This is a genomic window from Pseudomonas sp. WHRI 8519 (genome assembly GCF_040224055.2).
In the GTDB taxonomy this organism is placed as follows: domain Bacteria; phylum Pseudomonadota; class Gammaproteobacteria; order Pseudomonadales; family Pseudomonadaceae; genus Aquipseudomonas; species Aquipseudomonas putida_X.
On sequence record NZ_CP167996.1, the window covers coordinates 5858394 to 5881512 of the forward strand.

The following is a 23119-nucleotide window of genomic DNA, read 5'->3' on the forward strand; positions in this document are numbered from 1 at the left end:
CCCAAGGCAGGGCATCGAGCGTTTGAAATCTCAAACGAATGCTAAGCGGCTGCTGGGGTATAGGACAATAGGCTGTTCGAAAAAAAGAACGAATGGTTGAACAGGCCGGCGCTCGATCTGGATGAATGGTTAAGCGAACCGGCCTTAGCGTCGCCAAAGCCAGTACAGGTTAGACGAATGAACTGAAAGAAATGTGAAGGGAGGACCGACGGCCCTCCCGAGGGGAATAATCAGAAGGCCTTGGCCAGGTCGATCACCAGTGCGCGGTACCCGACGCTGCCCGGCTGACGGCTATGCACCTTCAGCTCCACCAGTACCTCCTGACTACCGCGGCGCACCTCGTTGAGCACCGTAGTGGTGAGCTTCTCGGGGGTGAGGAAATCAACCGATGCCGAATAGATGAACTGGGTATCGGTTTCAGGACGGTAAGCGACCACCGACGTCACCGGGCTGTACCACTCGTCGCCCCGCTCTTTGCCGTACTCCCACACCTGCTCGACCGTGCCCTTGGCTTCGTCGATTCTGTACTCCACCGCACGGCTGTAGTTGCCGGTAAGCTTTGTCGGCGCAAAATCACGCCCCCAGCCATTGTCGAATACCGTCAACGTGCCTTTGCCGGTCAGCCAGGCAGTGTGCTGGGTCCACGACCAATCGAAGGCCTCACTGCCAACAGGTTTGAGCACCTTATCCTGCAGCCGCTGCGGCCAGCCCTGCGGCGAAGCCAGAATCCACTTCACCGCCTTGTCACGGCCGATCTTCACCACGCCCTGATGGCGCGCTGAAACGATGATGCTGTCGTCATCGGCATCGTAGTCGATGGCATTGACGTGCGCCCAGTTGCGCCCTGTGCCCACCCCCGGGGTGTCACCGAACGGCAGGTCCCCTTCAGCCAATTCATTGGCCAGGCGGTCGTCCTGCTTCTGTACCCCTTCGGGCAATTGAATGGCGGCCTTGCCCAACGTCTCCAGCAGGTCGCCGCGGTAAGGGTCGAGAATCTGGTTGAGGTCCCAGAATTCCAGGACATCCCCGGCTTCATTGACCTCGATGATGTGGTCGCGGATCGAGCGCACCCGTTTGCCATCAGGCCGACGGTAATCGCTGGTACCGACACGCAGCAGGTAGGTGCCGTTGGCCGTTTCGCGGATTTCGTGGGAGAAGTCAGCGAACTTGTCCGGCAAGCTGCGCTGCCAGATGCGCCGGCCCAGCAGGTCGTACTTGGAGTAGGTCTGGCCTTGGCCCCAGATCAGCTTGCCGTCGCGGGTCTGCTGGAAGCCCATGGTGCCGCCCAGGCCGTCGCGGCGGTTGGAATCGTGGATTTGTTCGATGTCCAGATACCAACGCACATCGCCGTTGCTGTCGGCGATCCAGTTGTTGCCAACCTGGTCCCACTCGGCGGCACCACCCAGGCCATTCCACTTGAAGGCGCGGCCACCGGGAATGTCACCGAGCAAGTGGTTGAACAGGTAAAGACGGTTCGCAAAACCGGGGGCAACTTTGACTGGCTCGACTTCGGGCAGTGCGGCGGTCTGCTTGGCCACTACCGGCAAGCGCACTGCCGGGGCGTAGATCTGATAGCGCTCACGAATACGCTCACCGTCGAGCTTGTAGGTTACTTCCACCTGGTTCACATGGTCAGGGTACAACCCGAACACGGGGATGCCCCCGTAGGTCCACAGCGAACGGTCGGACACCTCATAGGCGATATCCACACCACGTTCACCGCGGCCCAGCACGCGAACATGGGCAGCGGTCAGGGTGCGCCCGCCATCGCGGACGATTGCGGTCAACGGCGCCAGGCGATACGGGTTGACCACCACATCGCCGAGCAGCGCTTCATCACGCTGCGGCACCGTGGCAGTCAGGCAGGCGCCCTCGGGCAGTGCGTGGGTTTCGGTCTTGGCGTTCATGCAAAGCTCCTTGTGCTCAGAAATCGTAGCGGGCGGTGGCGCCGAAGGTGCGCGGGGTGCCGAGCACGCCGGCATACCCGCCGTTGGCGGAATTCCACAAACTGGTGAAATAGGTCTTGTCGCCGGCGTTCTTCACCCACAGCGACAGATCGAGTACCCCGTCGCCCTGGTCCAGGCGTACACCCGTGGACAGATTGACCAGCGCGTAGCTGGGGATCTGGCCGAAGTCGGAATCATCGATGGTGCCGACCGCCTTGGAGCGGAAGGCATAGCTGGCGGTGACGTAAGGCTCGATGTGCTCGGTCAACTGCCACTTGTACTGGCCGTTGAGGTTGGCGATGTACTTGGAGGCGCCGACCACCTGGTGGCCGGACAGGTCGCAAGTGGCGGTGGCATTGACCAGGCTGACCTCGGGCGGGCATGGCGCATCGTCGTATTCGGTGTAACGCACGTCATTCCACGAGCCATTGAAGTTGACCGTCAGCCCACGGATCGGCAGCGCGGTAGCCTCGAACTCAAGCCCCCGCGAACGCACGCGCCCGGCATTGGCCAGGTACTGCACGCGGTTGGTCTGGTCGTAGACGTTGGCCTGGTAGCCATGCACCTCGGCCCAGAACAGGTTGGCATTGAGCTGCAGACGGTCATCGAACAGGGTGCTCTTGAGACCGACTTCAGCGTTGTTGACCCGCTCTGTACCGACCACCAAGGAATCTGTGCCCAGCCGCGGCGCCGCGCCGACAGTCAGGTTGATCCCTCCGGATTTTTCACCGTGGGTCAGGGTGGCGTAGCCCAGCAGTTGCTCGTTGAAGCGGTAACTCAGGCCGAGCAGCCCGGAGGGGCTGAAGCTGTACTGGTTGAGGTCACCCGAGTCGTAGGCCCCTACCCTGCCTTGGCGCGCCGCAGCAGCGGCGCCGGTCACCGGCGCACCGCCCACCGGCGCATCCCGTGTCACCGAGGCGCTCTTCTCTTCGTAGGTGCCGCGCACACCGGCGGTGAAGTCGAGGCGGTCGGTGATGTGCCAGGTGCCTTGGGCGAACAGGGCATAGCTGTCGGTATCGATGTGCCCGTCACCCAGTGTTGTGACGTCGTTCAGGGCACCGGCGGGCGTAGCGTTCCAGACGTCGGCCTGCGGGCCGTAATAGGTGAACGATTTGTTGTCCAGGTCCTGCTTGAAGTAATAGGCACCGAGCACATAATCGAAAAGCCCCCCGGTGGGCGACGCCAGGCGGATTTCCTGTGAATACTGCTTGTCGCGCACCGCGACCCCGGCGTTGTAGGCCACCGGCACGTTGAGACCATCGTCGTTGCGCGGGGTGAAGTCCCACCAGCGGTAGGCGGTTATCGAGGTGAGGGTGAAGTCGTTGGGCAGGGTCCAGTTGGCTTCCACCGAGGTGCCTCCCTGGAACACTGTTACCTGCTGGTCGGAATCGAAATTGACCTTGCGGTCCTTGCCCGAAACCAGTGTGGCACCGGCCTGGGCAGCCAGGCTTTCGTAACGATTGACACCATTGATGGTCGGCCCGGAGCTGTACAGGCTGAGGATGCCGTTGTTGGAATCCTCTTCGTTGTACTCGCCGATCCAGCGCAGGTTGAAGGTTTCGCTCGGCTGGAACAGCAACTGGGTCCGAAAGCCCTGCCGCTTGCCCCCGTTCAGATGATCGCCGTTGTGGATGTTCTTCACATAGCCGTCGTCTTCGGTTCGGTAGGCACTGATGCGCCCGGCCAAGGTGTCGCTGATCGGCCCGGAAAAACTGCCCTGGGTCTGCAGGTAACCATCCTCGCCAATGGACTGCTGGATGCTGCCCTCACGGTGAAAGGTCGGTTTGCGCGAGACGATGTTCAGCACGCCTGCCGTGGTGTTCTTGCCGAACAGCGTACCTTGCGGACCCCGCAGTACTTCCAGTTGTTCGACATCCAGCAGGTCGAATACCGCCATGCCAGGGCGGCCGAGATAGACGTTGTCCAGGTAGATGCCGACGCTGCCTTCCAGGCCATCGCTGGCCGGGTTGTTGCCCAGGCCGCGGATCGAGATGCTCGACTGGCGAGCATGCACATAGGACACGTTGGTGCTGGGCACCAGTTGTTGCAGGTCCTGGACACGGTAGATGCGCTGTGTTTCCAGGGTCTCGCTGTCGAGCACGCTGATCGGCGTGGGCACGCTTTGCGCGGTTTCCTCACGGCGACGGGCATTGACGGTGACAGTGCCAAGCTTGGCGTTCTGCTCCACGGCGGGGGCAGTGTCGACCGGCTCTTCGGCGAAGCTGGCACTGGAAGCCGCCAGCAGAACGCCGGCGGCCAAAGGCTGCAAGGTAAAGCGCGACGCGCGCGCAGGCCAACGGGAAATTCGGGACATGCAAATGCTCCTTGAGGCATTGCCCTGGCGAGCATTTCCGTTGGCGGAACCGAATCGCGGCTAGAGGGGCTTATATTCTTTTAAGAGATATAAATATGTTCTATTCATATTTTGAGGAATAAGTAACAGCCTTTATAAGGGTGCTCAGCCTGTTCATCAATTGCATTCGACCGAAAGTTTTCATGTAAAAAATGCATATCGACCTTCGCCAGCTCCGCCACTTCATCGCCCTTGTCGAACACCGCAGTTTCGTCGCTGCGGCGGCGGCGGTGAACCTGTCGCAATCGGCCTTCAGCCGCAGCATCCAGACCTTGGAGCACAACGTCGGCTGCCGCTTGGTCGACCGCGCCAGCAAGGATCTTTCACCCACCCGTCAGGGCCTGTTGGTGCTGGAGCACTCCCGCCGGCTGGTGCATGGCGCGCACAATCTGGTCAACGAAATCCACCAGTTCAATGGCGCCACCACGGGCGTCGTGCGCTTCGGATCGGGCCCTGCCCCCGCGGGTGGCCTGGTACCACGGGCAGTCGCGCGCTTCGTCGCCGAATTCCCGGCGGCACGTACCTGCTTTCAGGTGGATAACTGGCAGGCCTTGAACCGCAAGCTGATTGCCGAGGAGATCGAATTCTTCGTTGCCGACACCCGCCAGTTCGAGTCCGACCCGGACTACCGGGTTCACAAGCTGACACCACAGCGCTGGCACTTTTGCTGCCGCGCCGGACACCCACTGACCGAGCGCCCCTGGGTTAATGCGCGGGATGTATTCGATTACCCGCTGGCGACCACTTTCCGCCCGCCGAACATCCGAAAGATCCTCAGTGAACTGAGCGGCAGGCAGGACTTTCTACCCTCGGTAGAGTGCGAGCATGGTTATGCATTGCTCAACGTGGTGATGCACTCGGACACCATCGGCATTGCCTGCAGTGCCAATTTGCGGCCTTATCAGTCGGGGCAGGGGCTGACGCCGCTGCGGTTGGCGGACCTGGCGCCGGAGCAGGAGGAGTCTTTCTACACTCGCTATGGCGTGGTGAGCCGGGTGGGGTATGGGTTGTCGCCATTGGCGCAGGGAATGGTCAGGCAGTTGGTGGCCTGTGATGCCGAAGAGTAAGCAGCGACCTGGCGCCGCGAAAGGGCCGCAACGCGGCCCTGACGCTATCAGCCTTTGCGCGTAGTCCGGCTCCGTTGCCCATCAACCCCAACCGGTACCTCACCGGCCAAGGTCACCCGGCGCACGATGCGCGGCTGGGTGCCGTAATCATCCACCGCATAATGCTGCGTCGCTCGGTTGTCCCAGATCGCCACATCCCCCGCTTCCCAGCGCCAGCGCACGGTGTTTTCCAGGCGAGTGACATGTCCTTGCAGCACCGCGAACAGGTGCTGTGAGTCGGCCAGCGAGTAGCCCTTTATGCGTTTGACGAAGTGCCCCAGCTGCAGCGCCCGCTCGCCACTGATCGGGTGCACCCGCACCACCGGGTGCTCGGTCTCGTACACCGTCGAGGTGAAGACTTGGCGATAACGCTCGAGCTTGGCTGGGTCCACATCCGGCTTGATGCTGGCGTAGTCATATTCGTTGCTGTGCACCGCCCAGAGTTCGTCGGCCAGAGCGCGCAACGGCTCGGGCAGCTCCTGATAGGCGGCAGCCGTATTGGCCCACACGGTATCCCCGCCTGAGGCTGGCGCGACCACGCTGCGCAGGATCGAGGCCTTGGGGTAGGCATCGATGAAGGTCACGTCGGTATGCCAGGAGTTGGCCCGCTGACCTTCGGCACCGTCGAGCTGAAGCAGATAGCGGGTGCCGTCGACCACCGGTACGGTGGGGTGAGCGACCGGCTCGCCCAGCAGCTTGGCGAAGCCTTCCTGGCTTTGGTCATCCAGATGAGCTTGGCCGCGGAAGAAGATCACCTTGTACTGCACAAGGGCAGCCTGAATAGCCGCGACCGTGGCGGCGTCGAGGTCGGCGGAGAGCTTCACGCCACGAATGTGCGCGCCGATACGACCGGCGACAGGTTGGATATCGAGTTCGAGGGCTTGCGGCGCAGTGGCCAGTGCAGCAGTACTCATGGTCGTGGTCCTCACGGTCATTGTTGGGGTCAAGCGTTCAGCGGGCGGCTTGTACGGGTTGTTCCTGTTGCAACGCGCTATCGAGGAAGCGCGGCTCGACCCAGTCAGCTACCTGGAAGCTGCGGCGGATAAGGCGCTCCCGCGCCGCAAGGTCGACACCTTGTTGCAACTGGGCGAGGAAGTCGGCATCCAGGCGCGGGTCGAAGTAGTGGGCAAGGTCTTCCTTGGCCAGGTCGTCACTGAGGATGCTGCGCGGCCAGCTTGCATTGCTTGCCACCAGATCGACGAAGGCATCGCGGTTGTGTTCGTCGCGCAGCCAGCGGGTTGCCTGCTGCTGGGCGTTGACCAGCCGCTGAACCAGCTCGGGGTATTTGCCGATGAACTCGCCGGTACCCAGCAATACCGCCTGAGTGCTACCGGCGCCTTCCAGGTCGCGGGAGTTGACCGGTAGCTCGACCAGGCCGCGCTCACGCAACGAAAGCAGGCTGGCAAGGCCCCAAGTGGCGTCGATCTGCTTGGCGGCGAGCGCGGCGTTGGCTGCATTGAAATCGAGGTTGATCACTTTCAAATCGCGCTCAGACAGCCCTTGGCTGGCGAGGGCGCTGGCAAACGACAGCTGGTTGGCTGTGCCGCGGAACACCGCGACGCGCTTGCCCTTGAGGTCGTGCAAGGTCTTGATGCCCGACCCTGGTACGACGCCCAAATAGCTTTTCACCCCACGCACACCGGCAGCCAGCACACGGGTGTCGAGGCCATTGGCCTTGCCGACGATCGCGGCCAGGTCCCCCAGGTAGGCGAAGTCGGCCTGCCCATTGGCCAGTGCCTCGTTGACCACCGGCCCGGCACCCTTGAAGAACCGCCAGTCGATACGAATACCGTCCTTGGCAAATTCCTTTTCCAGCAGCTGCTGGTCACGCAGCACATCGACGACACCGCCAGCGCTGTGCTTGCTGCCAGCGCTCAGATCGGGCACGGCGATGCGGATGCTCTCAGGCTTGGCCGAATCGGCTGCTTGAGCGCTGGAGGCGAACAAAACGAGCAGCCCGAGGGCGGTGGTCAGGTGGCGCAGCGGGGTTTTCATGGCAAGGCTCCTTGGCAGGCTGCCACCGGCGATGGCCGGCGCTTTGGCCAGAAGCTAGGCAGGTCTGGTTAGAAGCTACAAATATCAAAACCTCATTTTTCAGTAGCTCAAAGGCATAAACCACGCAGTACGCGGCTTGGCGGACGGCTTGCGGAAAACGCATGGAAAATATGACGAAAACGCAATGACATGAGGCTTCCGTATGCAAGTTGCGCATGCTCTTATCTCTTGAAGTACGCATATGTGAATTTTTAATTCCATAAATGAATAACCTTCAAACTCTTCGAGAGATGGCCCGATGAATGGAATTCTGAGCAAAGGAGCGTGGCGACGGAGAGGGCCGCTACACAGCCCATCCACGGCCCAAGGCCGCTCCCGCGTACTTGCGGTGTTGTTGCCGATGCTGATCGCACTGTTGTGGGTGGCGGCGAGCCGGCAGCACTGGATGAGCGAGCAGGTACTGCCTGCGCCCTCACTGGTCTGGCAAAGCGCCGGGGAATTTGGCTCTGGTGAACTTTGGGGGCATTTGTGGATAAGTCTGCAGCGGCTGTGCTGGGGATTGCTGGTGGGAATTGCCAGCGGCTTGCTGCTGGGAGCGTGGCTCGGGACTTCGCGCCATGCGCAGACGCTGGTGCTGCCGACCTTCGTGGCGCTGGCACAGATCCCTACCTTGGCGTGGATCCCATTGTTCATGCTGTTTTTCGGTATCGGGGAACTGCTCAAACTGGTCGTACTGGTAAAAGCCGTGGTGGTGCCGGTGACCCTGCATACGCTGGTCGGCGTACGCGATGCCCAACCCAAGCTGCGTGAAGCGGCTGCGGCATTGCGCCTGCCGCCTCATCTGCTATTGCTCCGCCTGCTGCTGCCCGCCGCCCTGCCCGCTTTCCTCACTGGCGTACGCCTGGCTCTGGCTACCGGCTGGACCTCGTTGCTGGCCGTTGAGCTGCTGGCCTCCAGCGAAGGCATCGGTTATTTGATGGTATGGGGCAGGCAACTGTTCATGCTGGACCTGGTGCTGCTGTGCATCCTGGTGATCGGACTGGTCGGTGGGCTCATGGACCGAGGCTTTTCGACGCTGGAGAAGCGCCTGCTGTATTGGCCGCAACCGGCCACGGGCGAACACCAGCGTGTGCCACTGCCCACAGGCTGGCTGAGCCTATTGCTGCCCGTGGCCCTCCTGCTGCTCTGGCAGGCGAGCAGCAGCTTCGGCTGGATCGATCAAAACATTCTGACCTCGCCCTTGGATGTCGTGCGCACGCTATTCACAGGCCTGGCCGATGGCTCGCTGCCTGAAGCCATGCTGCTGAGCCTGCAGCGCACCTTGATCGGCTTGGTGCTTGGCGGCAGTGCGGGGTTGCTGTGGGGCCTGTTGCTGGGGCTTTCACGCAACGCCGAGCGCCTGTTCGGACCAAGCCTTTCGGCGTTGCGCCAGGTGGCGTTGTTCGCCTGGGTGCCGCTGCTGACGGCCTGGTTCGGCCTGGGTGAGGGCGCCAAGAATGTATTTGTCGGCCTGGCAGCATTCTTCCCCCTGCTGATCGCTACGCAGCGCGGTATAGCCAGCCTCTCGCCACAACTGGGCGAAGCTGGCCGCACGCTGCGCCTGAACCTGTGGCAACGCCTGCGCCTGCTGGTGCTGCCCGGCGCTGCTCCGGCCATCTTTGCCGGGCTGCGTCTGTCGCTGATCTATGCCTGGCTAGGCACCATCGGGGCTGAATATTTCATGCCTTCAGACGGCGGCATCGCCAGCCTGATGATAGGCGCACAACAGCTGTTCCGCATGGACCAGGTCATGGCCGCCATGCTCGTGATCGGCCTGGTCGGCGCCCTGCTGGGCAACCTTGGACAACGCCTCGAACTGCGCGCCACGCGCTGGAGAACCGCATGAACGCTTTCAACACTTCACAGCTGCTTGCGGCCAACCAACCTGATACCACGCCAGCGTTGGTGAGCTTTGACGGGGTGGGTAAGGTTTTCACCGTCGATGGACACGCCTTGGAAGCCATCCGCAATTTCAATTTATCGATCAACGAGGGCGAGTTCATCGCCATCGTCGGCGCCTCCGGATGCGGCAAGTCCACCCTGCTGCGCTTGTTGGTCGGGCTGGACACGGACTACAGCGGCAGCATTCGTGTCGATGGCCAGCCGGTGAGCGGCATCGGTGGCGAGCGTGGCATCGTATTCCAGGAGCATCGTTTGTTCCCGTGGCTGACGGTGGAGCAGAACATCGCCCTGGGGCTGGTCAATGAGCAGCTGACTCAGGGCGAGCGTGCCCGCCGCGTGCATGAGTTCGTGCTGCTGGTAGGCCTGGTCGGCTTCGAGTCTGCCTACCCGCATCAGCTTTCAGGTGGCATGGCCCAACGCGTGGCCATCGCCCGAGGCTTGGTGGCCAGCCCTCGCATCCTGCTGCTGGACGAGCCGTTCGGTGCGCTCGATGCGTTGACCCGCCAGCAGTTACAGGATGAACTGCTGGCCATCCGCGAACGTGCCGGCATCACCACGTTGCTGGTCACCCACGACGCCGAGGAAGCAACTTACCTGGCAGACCGCGTAGTGGTGCTGGAGCCGCGCCCGGGCCGAATCAAGTCGGTGGTCGAGATTGATCTACCGCACCCGCGGCTGCGCACAGGCGTGGCGCTGCATGGGCTGCGTGAGCAGGTGCTGCACCTGATCACCGGTGATGGCGGTTACCTGCCGCCGCCAACGCGGCGGGTGGAGGGGTTGCGGCCGGAGCTGATTGCGCTCTGACTGAATCAGGCAGTAGCTGTGGAGCAGTATCTGCACAGACCGTACAAGTACGCCCAAGGATAGATCCCCCGCTCATGGCCATCGCTGAATACCAACTGCACGCCATACCCCTGCGTTTCGATCCGTTCGATGCGGACATCGGCGGCAACCACCGCAATGCCGCCCAGCAAGCGCGCGGCGCGGCATTGCGAGCAAGGGCATGCACCGCGCAAGCGAGCATGGCTGATACTCTGCTCCCCATCCCCCCACTCCAATAGCAACTGCCCAGCACTGCGCAGGTTGCTGATTGCACCCGGCGCGTTCATTACGCCACCCCGCGCAATTGCGCCAAGGCAATGCGCACCGCCTTTCGCACCTCCGGGTCGCTATCAGCCTCCGCGGCCTGCAGCATCGGCAAGGCACGCGCTTGGCCCAGTTCGCCGAGGGCCAAGGCCGCCTCCTTGCGCAGGTTGGCGATGCCATGGCCGAGCAGTTCGCCGAGGGCATCCACTGCAGCGGCGTAGCGCAGGCGGCCCAGTGAACGCGCTGCACGCAGGCGCACCTGCCAGAAACCATCGGCCAGTGCATCCACCAGCGCCGGCCCAGCCTCAGCCTGACCTACCTTGCCCAGGGTGGTCGCGGCTTCTTCACGCACTTGCCAGGCCGTATCGTTCAACGCTGCCACCAGCGCAGGCAGCACGCAGCTGTCACGCGCAAGCCCAAGCGCACCAATAGCTGCACGACGCACGTCCGTGTCCGGCTCCCCCTCGGCCAGCCTTGCCAGCGCCGGCAGCGCGGGGTGATGCTTGAGCCAACCGAGGATGCCCACCGCCTCACGCCGCACGGCCGCATCGTCATCCGCCAGCGCCAGCAGCGCAGGCGCCGCGGCATCCTCCAGGCGCAGCTCACGCAACGCACGCAGGGCGCTGGTGCGAACAAAGGCCGCTGCGTGGTTGACCCAGGGCAGTATCAGTTGCCCGGCTTCCAGGCTCTTGAGTTCACTGAGACTCTGCGCTGCGGCCAGCCGCACCGGCTCGGCGGGGTCGGCCAACGCAGCGCATAGCGCCTGGACCACCTCTGCCTCTTCCCACGCTTCGAGCAGCCGCGCGGCTTCGGTGCGGACCTCATCGGCCACATCGGCCAGCAGCGCATCGGTGAGCCAGGGCAAACCGTCAGGGTCTTCCAGGTCGGCCAGTTCGATCAGCGCGATGCGCCGCACACCTGCGTCGACGTCTTCAAGGCGAGGCAGCAGAGCAATGATGGCCGGGTTGTCGATGTTGCGTTCAGTCATAGCGCGATCCGTAGCGGAGGGTGGTCGGTGTCCGGCAGGCCCAACGGGGTCAGGCGCGGCAGTTCGCGCCCTTCTTCGTGGCGCAGCAAGGCCAGGCAATGACGTTTGAGATGGGTGAATTGCGGGCTGGTCAACACGCTGGCGCGGCGTGGCCGCGGGAAGTCCAGCGGCAGGTCCTCGATGAAACGCCCAGGGCGCGGGCTCATCACCAGGATGCGATCGGCGAGGAACAAGGCTTCATCGATGTCATGGGTGACGAACACCACCGTGGTGCGGATCTGCGCCCAGACTTCCAGCAACAGTTCCTGCATGCGTGAGCGGGTTTGTGCGTCCAGGGCGCCGAAAGGTTCGTCCATGAGTAACAGGCGCGGACGATTGATCAGCACACGGGCGATTTCAGCGCGCTGCTGCATGCCACCGGACAGCTGGCTGGGCCAACGCCCGGCAAAGTCGGCCAGGCCCACCAGCTGCAGCATCTCGCGCGCCTGACGCTGGCGCTCGGCCTTGCCCATGCCTTGCATCTTCAGGCCGAACGCGACGTTGTCGAGCACCCTGCGCCAAGGCAGCAGGGTGTGATGCTGAAACACCATGCCGCGCTGCGGCGACGGCCCATTGATGGCCTGATCATCCACTGTCAGTGAGCCACTGTTGGGGACCAAGTGCCCGGCAAGCGCGCCTAGCAACGTTGATTTGCCACAACCGGAAGGCCCAAGGATGCACACGAACTCACCCGGCGCGACGGCGAAGTCCAGACGCTGCACTGCCTCGAACGCTTCAGCACCTTGGCCCAGACGAATGGACAGGCCGCGCCCTTCGATGCGCCCAGGCTCCAAGGCCTGTCGATAGCGGTTCATCGGGCGGCCCTGCGCGTGTGATACCAAGGCGTTGCCAGTGCCCCGAGCTGCTTGACCAGTGTACTGCTGCCCATGCCCAGCACGCCGATCAGCAACATGCCAACGATGATCTGCGGGTAGTTCTGTAAGGTGTATGACTCCCAGGTGTAATAGCCAATGCCGAACTGCCCTGAGATCATCTCGGCAGTGACCAGGCAGAACCACGAGGTTCCCATGCCGATGGCAAGCCCTGTGACGATACTGGGCAGCGCACCAGGCAATATCACTTCACGCAGGATCGCCCAGCGCCCGGCGCCCAAACTACGCGCCGAGGCCACCAGGCGCGGGTCGACGGCCTCTACGCCATGCACGGTATTGAGCAAGATGGGGAACAGCGCGCCGGTAAAGGTGATGAATACCATCGACAGCTCCGAAGAAGGGAACATCAGGATCGCCAACGGTATCCAGGCCACCGCCGGAATTGGCCGCAGCACCTCAAGAGGCGGCAACAGCGTGTCTTCGGCCCATTGCGAACGGCCGATCAACAGCCCGAGCGCCACACCCAGCAGCGCCGCCACGCCATAGCCGGCAAAAACCCGCGACAGGCTGCTGCCCAGGTGCTCCGGCAGGGCACTGGAGGTGAGCAATTGCCCTGCGGCATCCAGCACCGCTTTGGGGGTGGGCACATAGGTGAAGATGAACAGACCGAGGTCGAGCTTGGCGCTGGCTGCCACCTGCCAGAACAACAGGCAGGCAAGCAGCGAAGCAAGGCGCAGAGGCCAACGTTTGAGTTCAGGGGTCATTACCATGCCTCCCGGTCAGCGCTGGGCAACCAGCTTCTGGTTGGCGCTGACGAAGTCCAGCACTTCTGCGTCGTGAGCCTTGGCGTACCGCTCGGCCTGATCCTTCAGCAGAAAGGCGGCCAGCTCACCCTTGGCGTTGCGCGCGAACCAGGCCTGGTTGGCCAGCAGCTTGATGCCACTGTCGGCGGCCTGGGCGTAGATGGCGCGGATGTCCTTGCCCTCCTGCTCAAGTTGGGCAAGGGCACCGAGGGCAGCCTCAGGCGAGGCATAGTGGCGAACCTTGTCTTCCCCCCGCACCCAGATCTGCGCCAGGCGGCTGAAATCGGTGATCGGTTTGCCGGTCAGCGCATCAGCAGCCTTGAGCGGCAGCGGATCGTAGTCCTGCAGCGCCTTGTCGTAGTCCACACCCGCCTGCTTGAAGGCGGCGCGGATGTATTGGTCATCGATGAACTGGCGGGTGTCGAGCTCCCGATCGGTCTTCTTCAGCAGCTTGAGGGTGTCGATGGAGGTGGCGACTGCTTTGCGGTACTCGGGCTTCCAGGTCAGATCGCGGGTTTGCAGGCCCAGCGGCCCATGGAACAGGTAATTGACCTCGGCTTCAATCCCGGTGACCTTCTCGATCAGCTCACTGTACTTCTCCGGCTCGGCGGCCATCAGGCGGTCAGCCTCAAGGCTGGCACGCAGGTAGGCGGTGACGACCTCGGGGTATTGGCGGGCGTATTGGGCATCGACCAAGGCACCATGGAAGGTCGGCGCGTTGGCCTGGGCACCGTCATAGATCTTGCGAGCGAACCCTCGGTTGGGGAACAGTTCGGCGAACGGCACGAAGTCGGCGTGGGCGTCGATGCGGTTGCTGCGCAAGGCGGAGCCGGCGATCTCGGGGGCCTGGGCGATGATGCGCACGTCTTTGTGCGGGTCCCAGCCCTGGGCAGCGATGGCGCGCAGCAGCATACCGTGGGCCGTGGAGGCAAACGGCACAGAAATGGTCTTGCCCTTGAGTTCGCTCAGCGATTGCACGGCGGAGGCCGCTGGCACGACGATGCCGTTGCCGCTGCCGTGCACACTGCCCGACAGCACACTGATGAACAGGCTGCGTTTGCCTGCATCCAGGTGGGCGACACCGTTGAACGAGCCAGGGAAGTCGGCCATGGCACCGAAATCGAGCTTGCCTGCGACCATTTCGTTGGTCAGTGGCGCACCGCTGGTGAAGTTCTTCCACTCGACCTGGTACTGGGCATCCTTGTACCTGCCATCATGCGGCAGATACTTCTCCAGCAGGCCAAGTTCGCGAATCAGCAAGCCGCCGGTGGCGCAGTTGATGGTAGTGTCCTGGGTGCCGATGGCGACACGGATGGTCTCGGCACTGGCGTTAAGGCCAGCGAGCGCCAGCGCAAGGCCGGCCAAGTTTGCTACAAGGCGCATGGGTGCTTCCCCTCGAATCGTTTGAAGTATTGGCATCGTCTCCGCCACCAGGCTTGTGGTGGTGGGAAACGAGGGGCATTGCAGAGGGCGTCCGGTGGCGTGCCGGGTGGCCTGAGAGGGTCAGCGCAGCAGGTAAGGGATGTCGACCTTTACTGCACCGGTAGGGCAATCTTTTTCGCAGGGCATGCAATACCAGCATTCATCAAAGGCCATATAGGCCTTCTGGGTGGCCGGGTTGATGGCCAGCAGGTCCATTGGGCAGACGTCAACGCACACGGTGCAGCCCTTTTCAGCGATGCACTTGTCTTCATCGATGGTCACCGGGGCGCTGCTGCGAAAGAAAATCTCTTGGGGTTGGTAGGCCATTTCACGGATTCCTCGGGGCCTTCGGCCCTCGTTGTGATTGATCGCCGGGGCCGCTGTACGCCACCCCACTCACGCGGCATCGGCCTTCACCCGTAGCCGGTCATAGGCAGTCTGTTCCTCGGCATCCAATGCAATGAGGTAGGGTTCGACGGCTTTCTTGAAACTGATCATTTCACCGTCCTCGCCCTTTTTCAGGTGGCAATGACAGAACCACTGACCATCGTTGCGCTCGGGATAATCGACCCGATGGTGGTAAAGCCCCCAGCGGCTTTCTTCGCGGAACAGCGAAGCGCGGGCGGCCATTTCGGCACAGTCGCGGATCACCGACACCTCCATCGCACGCATCAACTCGTGAGGGTTGTTGGCCTTGATCTGGTCAAGGTCACGCTCGATTTCGGCGAAGCGCGCCAGGCCGATTTCCATTTTCCTGGTCACCTTGGGGGGCTGCAGATAGTCGTTGACCATGCGCCGCAGCTTGTACTCGACGTGCGCTGGCGGCTGGCCGTACTCGCGGTGCAACGGCGCGAACACGCGTTCACGTTCGCGCTCGACCTGGGCCGCATCGACCTCGGCCAGCTCGCGCCCGGCCACGTACTGCGCGGCATTGACACCAGCAAACCAGCCATAGGTGAATGCACCGAGCATGTAGTTGTGCGGCACCGCAGCCATGTCTCCCGCGGCGTACAGGCCCTTGACGCTGGTCTCGGCCTTCTCGTTGACCCACACGCCCGAAGCCGAATGCCCGGAGCAGAAACCGATCTCGGAGATGTGCATCTCGACCATGTGCTGGCGGTAGTCGGTACCGCGCCCGGCATGGAACTGGCCACGGCTGGGGCGCTCGTTGCTGTGCAGGATATGTTCGATGTTCTGGATGGTCTCCTCTGCCAGGTGATCCAGTTTGAGGAACACCGGGCCATTGCCGCCTTCGAGCTCCTGATGGAACTCCCACATCATCTGCCCGCTCCAGTAGTCGCACTCGATGAAGCGCTCGCCTTTGCTATTCGCGGTATAACCCCCCAGTGGGCCCGTCACGTAGGCGCAGGCAGGGCCGTTGTAGTCCTTGATCAATGGGTTGATCTGGAAGCACTCAAGGTTGGCCAGTTCGGCACCTGCGTGATAGGCCATGGCGTATCCATCACCCGCATTGGTGGGGTTCTCGTACGTCCCCATCAAGTATCCCGAAGACGGCAGGCCCAGGCGCCCGGCAGCACCGCAGGCAAGGATCACCGCCTTGGCCCGCACGACGCGAAACTCGCCGGTGCGGCAGTCGAACCCGAGTACTCCGCCAGCCGCCCCCTCGCTGTCGAGCAACACACGGGTGCAAACCATGCGGTTGGTGATCTCGACACGGGCCCGCTTGAGCTGGCGGTAGAGCACCTTTTTGATGTCATGGCCTTCTGGCATGGGCAGCACGTAGGCGCCCATGTGATGGACCTTCTTCACCGCGTAGTCGCCAGTCTCGTCCTTCTCGAACTTCACGCCCCAGCGATCGAGCTGTTCAATGGTTGCGAAGCTGTGGGTGGCATAGGCATGTACTGTGGCCTGGTTGACGATCCCGTCATTGGCGATGGTAATTTCCTTGGTGTACTGCTCGGGTGTAGCGTGCCCAGGGATGATCGCGTTGTTCAGGCCATCCATGCCCATGCTGATGGCGCCACTGCGCTTGACGTTGGCCTTGTCCAGCAGCAACACGCGCAGACTTCTGTCCTGCTCTTTGGCTTTGATGGCGGCCATCGGGCCAGCAGTGCCACCGCCGATGACGATGATGTCGTAGTCATGGGTCTCGATGCTCATGCCTTGCCCCCCTTCTGACGGTCGATGCGCAGGCGGTACTGGAAGGCATCGCCGCGGTAGTAAAGGTGTTCGAAGTCCAGCGGTGTGCCATCAGCGGCATGGGTGAGGCGCTCGATGCGCATGATCGGCGCCCCCTCTTCCACTTCCAGTGCCTGGGCCAGGTCGCTGTCGGCCAGAACCGCATCGATGGCCAGGTCAGCATGGCCAAGCGCGATGCCACAGTCGTTTTCCAGCAGCAAGAAAATGTCGCGGGTAACCAAGTCAGCTTTTTCCAGCTTCTCCCCCACCGCCTTTGGTAACCAGGTCAGCTCCAGCGATACCGGCTCACGGTTGATCAGGCGCACCCGGCGAATCTCAGTCACAAGGCTGCCTTCCTCGACCTGCAGGCGTGCCGCCACCAACGCATTGGCGGGCACATGGCGAAAGCTGCGCAGCCGGTTCAGCACTTCGTAGCCCATCTGCGTCATGGATTCGGCCAAACCTTGCAGGGTGCTCACGTTCTGAAACGCCTTGGGCTTGGCGACGAAGGTGCCTTTGCCGTGAATCTTGAAGATCAGGCCCTCCTTCTGCAGGTCGCCCAAGGCCTGCCGCACAGTGATGCGGCTGACGTCGAACGCTTTGCCCAGTTCGCTTTCCGAAGGCATGCGGCTGTGGGGGGCGTAGGTGCCGTCGAGTATGCGCTCGCGCAGCAATTCCTTGAGCTGGGTGTAGAGCGGTACCGGTGAAAGTGGGAGCAGTTGGGCCATGGTTATCTTCACTGATTGTGCACTTGTTATAACAAGTTGTGACCAGAGAATAGCCGGCATAAGAATTACGGGTGAAATACTGTTATTGCATATGCATAGAGAGGTTTGCGGGCAAAATCCAGAAATCCTTTATCGGCGCAGGGATGCCGGGCCCGGCTAGCCTTGATGAGGACCTCATAACCTGGCACGGACGCCGCCATGCACAACCCTGACGATCAATCCCTCGACCTCAAGCGCGTGCTGGGCGCGTTGCAAGCCGACCAGCTCCTGAGCGCCAGCGACGCCCGGCAAGTACTCGAATACGCCAACGCACGGCCACCTTGCCATCCGCTCGAAGCCGTAGCGGCGCTGGAACTCCAAGACCGCCGGCACCCCGGCCAGCGCCTGGATCTGGACGGCCTGTGCCAATGGCTCGCCAGAACAGTCGGCCAGCCCTATGAACGTATCGACCCACTGCAACTCGACCTGTCCAAGGTCAACGGGCTGATATCGCCAGCGTTCGCCCAGCGCCACGGCATACTCATCCTGGCCAGCGACAGCCTGAGCATCACCGTGGCCAGCGCGCAGCCTTACCAGTGTGACTGGCAAACCGATCTGGCCCGCAGCCTGGGCAAGCCGATCCGCCGCGTGTTCGCCAGCCCCCTGCAATTGCGCCAGGTGGGCCAGTCACTGTTTCGCCTTGCCCACTCGGTGCAAGGCGCCCAGCATCAGCAGTCGGCAAGCCTCGGTGAGCTCGAGCAATTGCTGGAGCAGGACAAGCGCCTGGGCAACGCCACGGCAGATGACGCGCATATCGTGCACATCGTCGACTGGCTGCTGCAGTACGCTGTCGAACAGCGCGCCAGTGACATCCATCTTGAGCCGCGCCGCGAGCAGGGCCGCTTGCGCTATCGCATAGACGGCCTCCTGCATACGGTCTACGCCTTCCCGGCCGGCGTCACCCTGGCGGTCGTCAGCCGCCTGAAGCACTTGGGCCGCATGGATGTCGCGGAGAAACGCCGCCCGCAGGATGGCCGCGTGAAGTGCAGCCTGCCAGGTGGCCGCGAAGTGGAGCTACGCCTGTCTACGCTGCCCACCCCCTTTGGCGAAAAGCTGGTGCTGCGGTTGTTCGACCCACAACAGCTACAGGAAGACTTCGACCGCCTGGGGCTGGAAGGTGAACAACTGCACCAGTGGCTGGCCCTGCTGCAGCGCCGTCAAGGCATCCTGCTGGTCACCGGCCCTACCGGCTCAGGCAAGACCAGCACGCTTTACGCGAGCCTGAAGCAGTTGGCCACGCCCGAGGTCAACCTGTGCACCATCGAGGACCCGATCGAACGTCTGGAGCCGGCATTCAATCAACTGCAGGTGCAGCCCACACTGGACCTCAGCTTCGCCAACGGCGTACGCGCGCTGTTACGCCAAGACCCGGACATCATCATGATCGGCGAGATCCGTGATCGCGAGACGGCTCTGGTAGCCGTGCAAGCTGCCCTTACCGGGCACCTGGTGCTCTCGACGCTGCACACCGACGACAGCTGTGCTGCCATTACCCGCCTGTTGGAGCTTGGCGTGCCCGATTACCTGATCAAGGCCTCCCTCGGTGGGGTGATGGCGCAGCGCTTGGTGCGCTTGATTTGCCGTGAGTGCCAGCGCCGCGCAGCATCGGCCAGCGGCCAGCCTTGCCTGATGTGCCGGGGCACCGGCTTTCATGGCCGAACGGGCTTGTTCGAGCTGCTGGTGCCGAGCGAAAACCTACGCGCCCGGATAGGCGCTGGGGCGGACCTTGCCAGCTTGCGGCTACAGGCGTTGAGCGAAGGGTTGCTGGACCTGAAACGCTGCGGGGAAGCCAAAGTGGCCCGTGGGCTGACCTGCCAAGAGGAAGTGCTGCGGGTCTGCGCGTGAGCAAAAAACCCTTGTTTTCGAGGAACTTGCGCCCCGCAGGCACAATCAAATCGGGCTCCATCAGCCCTCACCCTTCGAGGTGTTTCATCATGCGTCTCCCAACCGCCATCGCCGCCGCTGCCCTGCTTTCGCTGCCCATTGGCTCCGCCATGGCCGATACCTTCTGGCGCAACGTGATTTCTTCCGGCGCGACCACGGGATCGACCTACCTGACCTCCAAAGATCACAAGTTGGTCGTCGCGGCGCAGGAAGACGCCGGCAGCTTCGTGGCCAGTGAAGGAGCTATTCGTGGGCCGTTCCTGGAGGCGGCAATGCGCCAGGTGCGGGCTGAGAACCCAGGCATGCAAGCCAGCGACATGGAACTGGCAAATGCCATCCTGGCGAAGAATGCGATAGCCGAGTAAGGCCCTGGGGCTGCCGTGCAGCCCCAGCTTCAACTCAGCGATACGCCTCCACCGGTACACACGCACAAAACAGATTCCTGTCCCCGTACACATTGTCGACCCGGTTCACCGCTGGCCAGTACTTGTGCTGGCGCACGTGAGCGCTGGGGGCCACCGCCTGCTCAAGACTGTAAGGCCGGTTCCACGGCGCCAGCACATCGGCCAGGGTATGCGGGGCATGTTTGAGCGGATTGTCTTGCGCCGGCCAGTGACCCTCTTGTACCTCTTCAATCTCCGCCCGGATCGCCAGCATGGCTTCGACGAACCGGTCCAGCTCGGCTTTGGACTCACTCTCTGTCGGTTCGATCATCAAGGTCCCAGGAACCGGGAATGACATGGTGGGGGCATGGAAGCCATAGTCCATCAGGCGCTTGGCCACATCCTCTTCCGTTATCCCGGTAATGGCCTTGAGCGGCCGCAGGTCAAGGATGCACTCATGCGCCACCCGCTGGTTTCGGCCTCTGTAAAGCACCGGGAAGGCACCCTCGAGCTGCCTGGCCAGGTAGTTGGCCGACAGGATGGCCACTTCGCTCGCATCGGCCAGTTGCGGCCCCATCATGGCGATGTACATCCAGCTGATCGGCAAGATGCTCGCGCTGCCCCAGGGCGCGGCGCTGACCGCGCTGTTGTTCGGGTCCAGGCCCGGCACCGGCACCACCGGATGACTGGCGACGAACGGCTTGAGGTGCGCGCGGATGCCAATCGGCCCCATGCCGGGGCCCCCGCCGCCGTGCGGGATGCAGAACGTCTTGTGCAGATTCATGTGCGAGACATCGGCGCCAATGTCAGCCGGCCGCGTGAGGCCGACCTGGGCATTGAGGTTGGCGCCGTCCATGTACACCTGCCCGCCCTGCTTATGAACGACTTCACAGATTTCCCGAATGCCCTCCTCATACACACCATGGGTCGACGGGTAGGTAACCATCAGGCAGGAAAGACGCTCGCCTGCAGCATGGGCCTTGGCCTTGAGGTCGTCGAGGTCAACGTTGCCGTGGTCATCGCAGTCGACGATCACCACGTCCATGCCTGCCATCTGCGCCGAAGCAGGGTTGGTGCCGTGGGCCGACGAAGGGATCAGGCACAGCGTGCGCTGGTGTTGATGACGGCTGCGGTGGTAACGGGTGATTGCCATCAGCCCGGCGTATTCGCCCTGGGCACCCGAGTTGGGCTGCATGCAGATGGCGTCGAAACCGGTAAGAGCGCACAGCCAGCGCTCCAACTCGTCGATCATCGTTTTGTAACCCACGACCTGAGCTTCGGGCGCAAAGGGATGAAGCTGAGCGAACCCGGGCCAGGTAATGGGGATCATTTCGCTGCTGGCGTTGAGCTTCATGGTGCAGGAACCCAGCGGGATCATCGATTGGTTCAGCGCCAGGTCCTTGTTCTCCAGCTGCTTGAGGTAGCGCAGCATCTGCGTTTCGCTGTGATGCAGGTTGAACACAGGGTGGGAAAGGAACGGCGTGCGCCGTTGCAGCCCGGCGGGAATGCCGCCTGCCAGGGCCTGCTGGTCCAGCGCGGTGACCTCAAGACCGTGATCCACGCCAAGGAAGATGTCGAACAGCCGAAGCACAGTGTCTTCGCTGCACGTTTCGTCCAGGCTCACACCCAGGTGGCCGCGGCCCAGAATGCGCAAGTTGATGCGCGCCGCTTGCGCACTTTCGATGATGGCCGCCTGGGCACCGCCGACCTCCAGGGTAAGGGTGTCGAAGAAATGCGGGTTGAGGCGTTTGATGCCCTTGGCCTCAAGGCCGGCAGCCAACACGACGGTCAGCCGGTGCACGCGCTGCGCGATGCGCTGCAAGCCTTCAGGGCCGTGGTACACCGCGTAGAAACCGGCGATGTTGGCCAGCAGTACCTGGGCCGTGCAGATGTTGGAGTTGGCTTTTTCGCGGCGGATGTGTTGCTCGCGGGTCTGCAGGGCCATTCGCAGGGCGGTGTTGCCACGGGCGTCACGCGACACACCGATGATGCGCCCCGGCATCGCCCGCTTGTAGTCGTCACGGCAGGCAAAATAGGCCGCGTGCGGGCCGCCGTAGCCCATGGGCACGCCAAAGCGCTGGGTCGAGCCAAGCACCACGTCTGCACCAAGTTCACCCGGCGGCGTGAGCAGCACCAGGCTCAACAGGTCTGCCGCCACGCATGCCAGGGCATGCTGGCCGTGCAACTGGTCAATCAGCGGGCGCAGGTCACGCACTTCCCCATGGGTATCCGGGTACTGCAGCAACGCGCCGAATACCTGGTGCTGGGCAAGGTTATCCACAGCGTCGACGATCAGTTCGAAACCAAAACCTTCAGCCCGGGTTCGCAACACCGACAGTGTCTGCGGGTGGCAGTGTTCATCGGCAAAGAAAGCATTGCTCTTGTTGCGCGCCACACGTTTGGCCAAGGCCATGGCTTCGGCTGCGGCGGTGGCTTCATCGAGCAGTGAGGCATTGGCCAGGGCCAGGCCGCTCAGATCGATGACCATTTGCTGAAAGTTGAGCAGGGCTTCCAGCCGGCCTTGGGCGATTTCTGGCTGGTAAGGCGTATAGGCGGTGTACCAGCCGGGGTTCTCCAGCACGTTGCGCAGGATGACGGTTGGCGTGACGGTGCCGTGGTAACCCATGCCGATCAGGCTGGTCCACACCTGGTTCTGCTCGGCATAACTGGCGAGCTTGGCCAACGCGGCCTGTTCATCCAGGGCGGCGGGCAGGTCGAGGGCGCGGTTGAAGCGGATATCCGGGGGGACGGTCTGCTCGATCAGCTCGCTGCGGCTGCTCAAGCCCAGGGCACTGAGCATGGCCTGCTGCTCCGAGGCATCAGGCCCCAGGTGACGACGCAGGAATGGGCTGAGCTCTTGCAGTTGATGCAGGGACGGCGACTGGGACATGACGACGCTCTCTTCCTAGACCAGGCCTCGTGGAGACTTATAAGTCTAGGAAGGATTGCCGATACTGCGGGAAAACTTGCTTCGCCAGTCCCGGCCTCATCGCTGGCAAGGCCGCGATGAGGCCAGAATGATCACTCGCCGATAGCGGCGCGGTAACCAGCAGCATCCAGGAGCTTGTCCAGCTCGGCCTTGTCGCTTGGCTTGAGCTTGAAGATCCAGGCGCCGTAAGGGTCTTCGTTGAGCAGCTCCGGGCTGTCGGCCAGCTCTTCGTTGACCGCGATCACCTCGCCACCCACCGGGGCATAGATATCCGAAGCGGCCTTGACCGACTCGACCACGCCAGCCGCATCGCCGGCAGCGAATACTTTGCCAACCTCTGCCAGCTCCACGAACACCACATCACCCAGGGCCTCTTGAGCGTGGTCGCTGATGCCCACGGTCACAGTGCCGTCGGCTTCCAGGCGCGCCCACTCGTGGCTTTCGGCAAAACGCAGTTCGGCGGGGATATTGCTCATGTCTTGTATTCCTCGATTGGGTCAGCGGT

Annotated in this window: 19 protein-coding genes; 5 read left to right on the forward strand and 14 right to left on the reverse strand. The window is 62.7% G+C overall.

Annotated elements, in window-relative coordinates; all coding sequences use genetic code 11:
• Nucleotides 1–230: 230 nt before the first annotated feature.
• Complete coding sequence (locus tag ABRP30_RS26825) at nucleotides 231–1907, reverse strand: aryl-sulfate sulfotransferase (RefSeq protein WP_267819517.1); 1677 nt, start codon at nucleotides 1905–1907, stop codon at nucleotides 231–233.
• Nucleotides 1908–1923: 16 nt separating this feature from the next.
• Nucleotides 1924–4260 (reverse strand): TonB-dependent receptor, encoded by a 2337-nt coding sequence (locus ABRP30_RS26830; protein WP_349976005.1) that lies wholly within the window; start codon nucleotides 4258–4260, stop codon nucleotides 1924–1926.
• A gap of 191 nt (nucleotides 4261–4451) precedes the next feature.
• Here ABRP30_RS26830 and ABRP30_RS26835 point away from each other — a divergent pair, with 191 nt between their 5' ends.
• Entirely contained in the window at nucleotides 4452–5366 is a 915-nt protein-coding gene (locus ABRP30_RS26835; protein WP_267819520.1) for a LysR family transcriptional regulator, read from the forward strand.
• Nucleotides 5367–5413: 47 nt separating this feature from the next.
• On the opposite strand, the gene ABRP30_RS26840 is transcribed toward ABRP30_RS26835, so the two are convergent.
• Entirely contained in the window at nucleotides 5414–6319 is a 906-nt protein-coding gene (locus ABRP30_RS26840) for a TauD/TfdA family dioxygenase (protein WP_349976006.1), read from the reverse strand.
• Nucleotides 6320–6356: 37 nt separating this feature from the next.
• A complete protein-coding gene (locus tag ABRP30_RS26845; RefSeq protein WP_267819525.1) occupies nucleotides 6357–7400 on the reverse strand; it encodes an ABC transporter substrate-binding protein in 1044 nt (347 codons plus the stop codon).
• Nucleotides 7401–7698: 298 nt separating this feature from the next.
• Between ABRP30_RS26845 and ABRP30_RS26850 the strand changes: the two genes are divergently transcribed.
• Both ABRP30_RS26850 and ABRP30_RS26855 read left to right on the forward strand, forming a co-directional pair.
• The gene (locus ABRP30_RS26850) at nucleotides 7699–9285 is read left to right on the forward strand and encodes an ABC transporter permease (protein WP_349976007.1); all 1587 of its coding nucleotides are present in this window, start codon (nucleotides 7699–7701) and stop codon (nucleotides 9283–9285) included.
• Nucleotides 9282–10145 (forward strand): ABC transporter ATP-binding protein, encoded by an 864-nt coding sequence (locus ABRP30_RS26855; RefSeq protein WP_267819528.1) that lies wholly within the window; start codon nucleotides 9282–9284, stop codon nucleotides 10143–10145. Before ABRP30_RS26850 ends, ABRP30_RS26855 begins: the two co-directional genes overlap by 4 nt.
• 5 nt (nucleotides 10146–10150) lie before the next feature.
• On the opposite strand, the gene ABRP30_RS26860 is transcribed toward ABRP30_RS26855, so the two are convergent.
• The 8 genes from ABRP30_RS26860 to ABRP30_RS26895 form a co-directional block, all read right to left on the reverse strand.
• Entirely contained in the window at nucleotides 10151–10450 is a 300-nt protein-coding gene (locus tag ABRP30_RS26860) for a gamma-butyrobetaine hydroxylase-like domain-containing protein (RefSeq protein ID WP_349976008.1), read from the reverse strand.
• On the reverse strand, nucleotides 10450–11415 hold the full coding sequence (locus tag ABRP30_RS26865; RefSeq protein ID WP_349976009.1) for a HEAT repeat domain-containing protein: 966 nt from the start codon (nucleotides 11413–11415) through the stop codon (nucleotides 10450–10452). Before ABRP30_RS26865 ends, ABRP30_RS26860 begins: the two co-directional genes overlap by 1 nt.
• Nucleotides 11412–12269 (reverse strand): ABC transporter ATP-binding protein, encoded by an 858-nt coding sequence (locus ABRP30_RS26870; RefSeq protein WP_267819534.1) that lies wholly within the window; start codon nucleotides 12267–12269, stop codon nucleotides 11412–11414. Before ABRP30_RS26870 ends, ABRP30_RS26865 begins: the two co-directional genes overlap by 4 nt.
• On the reverse strand, nucleotides 12266–13051 hold the full coding sequence (locus ABRP30_RS26875; protein WP_349976010.1) for an ABC transporter permease: 786 nt from the start codon (nucleotides 13049–13051) through the stop codon (nucleotides 12266–12268). The genes ABRP30_RS26870 and ABRP30_RS26875 overlap by 4 nt, the downstream gene beginning before the upstream one ends.
• A gap of 15 nt (nucleotides 13052–13066) precedes the next feature.
• Entirely contained in the window at nucleotides 13067–14473 is a 1407-nt protein-coding gene (locus ABRP30_RS26880; RefSeq protein WP_267819538.1) for an ABC transporter substrate-binding protein, read from the reverse strand.
• Between the two features lie 120 nt (nucleotides 14474–14593).
• A complete protein-coding gene (locus ABRP30_RS26885; RefSeq protein ID WP_267819540.1) occupies nucleotides 14594–14839 on the reverse strand; it encodes a ferredoxin family protein in 246 nt (81 codons plus the stop codon).
• Nucleotides 14840–14908: 69 nt separating this feature from the next.
• The gene (locus tag ABRP30_RS26890) at nucleotides 14909–16633 is read right to left on the reverse strand and encodes a fumarate reductase/succinate dehydrogenase flavoprotein subunit (protein ID WP_349976011.1); all 1725 of its coding nucleotides are present in this window, start codon (nucleotides 16631–16633) and stop codon (nucleotides 14909–14911) included.
• On the reverse strand, nucleotides 16630–17379 hold the full coding sequence (locus ABRP30_RS26895; protein WP_349976012.1) for a GntR family transcriptional regulator: 750 nt from the start codon (nucleotides 17377–17379) through the stop codon (nucleotides 16630–16632). The genes ABRP30_RS26890 and ABRP30_RS26895 overlap by 4 nt, the downstream gene beginning before the upstream one ends.
• Before the next feature lie 198 nt (nucleotides 17380–17577).
• On the opposite strand from ABRP30_RS26895, the gene ABRP30_RS26900 reads away from it, so the two are divergent.
• Together ABRP30_RS26900 and ABRP30_RS26905 are read left to right on the forward strand one after the other, a co-directional pair.
• Nucleotides 17578–19263: a GspE/PulE family protein gene (locus tag ABRP30_RS26900; RefSeq protein ID WP_349976013.1), complete on the forward strand. Its 1686-nt coding sequence runs from the start codon at nucleotides 17578–17580 to the stop codon at nucleotides 19261–19263.
• 89 nt (nucleotides 19264–19352) lie between these two features.
• Entirely contained in the window at nucleotides 19353–19667 is a 315-nt protein-coding gene (locus tag ABRP30_RS26905; RefSeq protein WP_267819549.1) for a DUF2388 domain-containing protein, read from the forward strand.
• 34 nt (nucleotides 19668–19701) lie between these two features.
• On the opposite strand, the gene gcvP is transcribed toward ABRP30_RS26905, so the two are convergent.
• Together gcvP and gcvH are read right to left on the reverse strand one after the other, a co-directional pair.
• Complete coding sequence (gene gcvP / locus ABRP30_RS26910) at nucleotides 19702–22575, reverse strand: aminomethyl-transferring glycine dehydrogenase (RefSeq protein WP_349976014.1); 2874 nt, start codon at nucleotides 22573–22575, stop codon at nucleotides 19702–19704.
• Nucleotides 22576–22706: 131 nt separating this feature from the next.
• Nucleotides 22707–23090: a glycine cleavage system protein GcvH gene (gene gcvH / locus ABRP30_RS26915; RefSeq protein ID WP_267819553.1), complete on the reverse strand. Its 384-nt coding sequence runs from the start codon at nucleotides 23088–23090 to the stop codon at nucleotides 22707–22709.
• Between the last annotated feature and the right edge of the window lie 29 nt (nucleotides 23091–23119).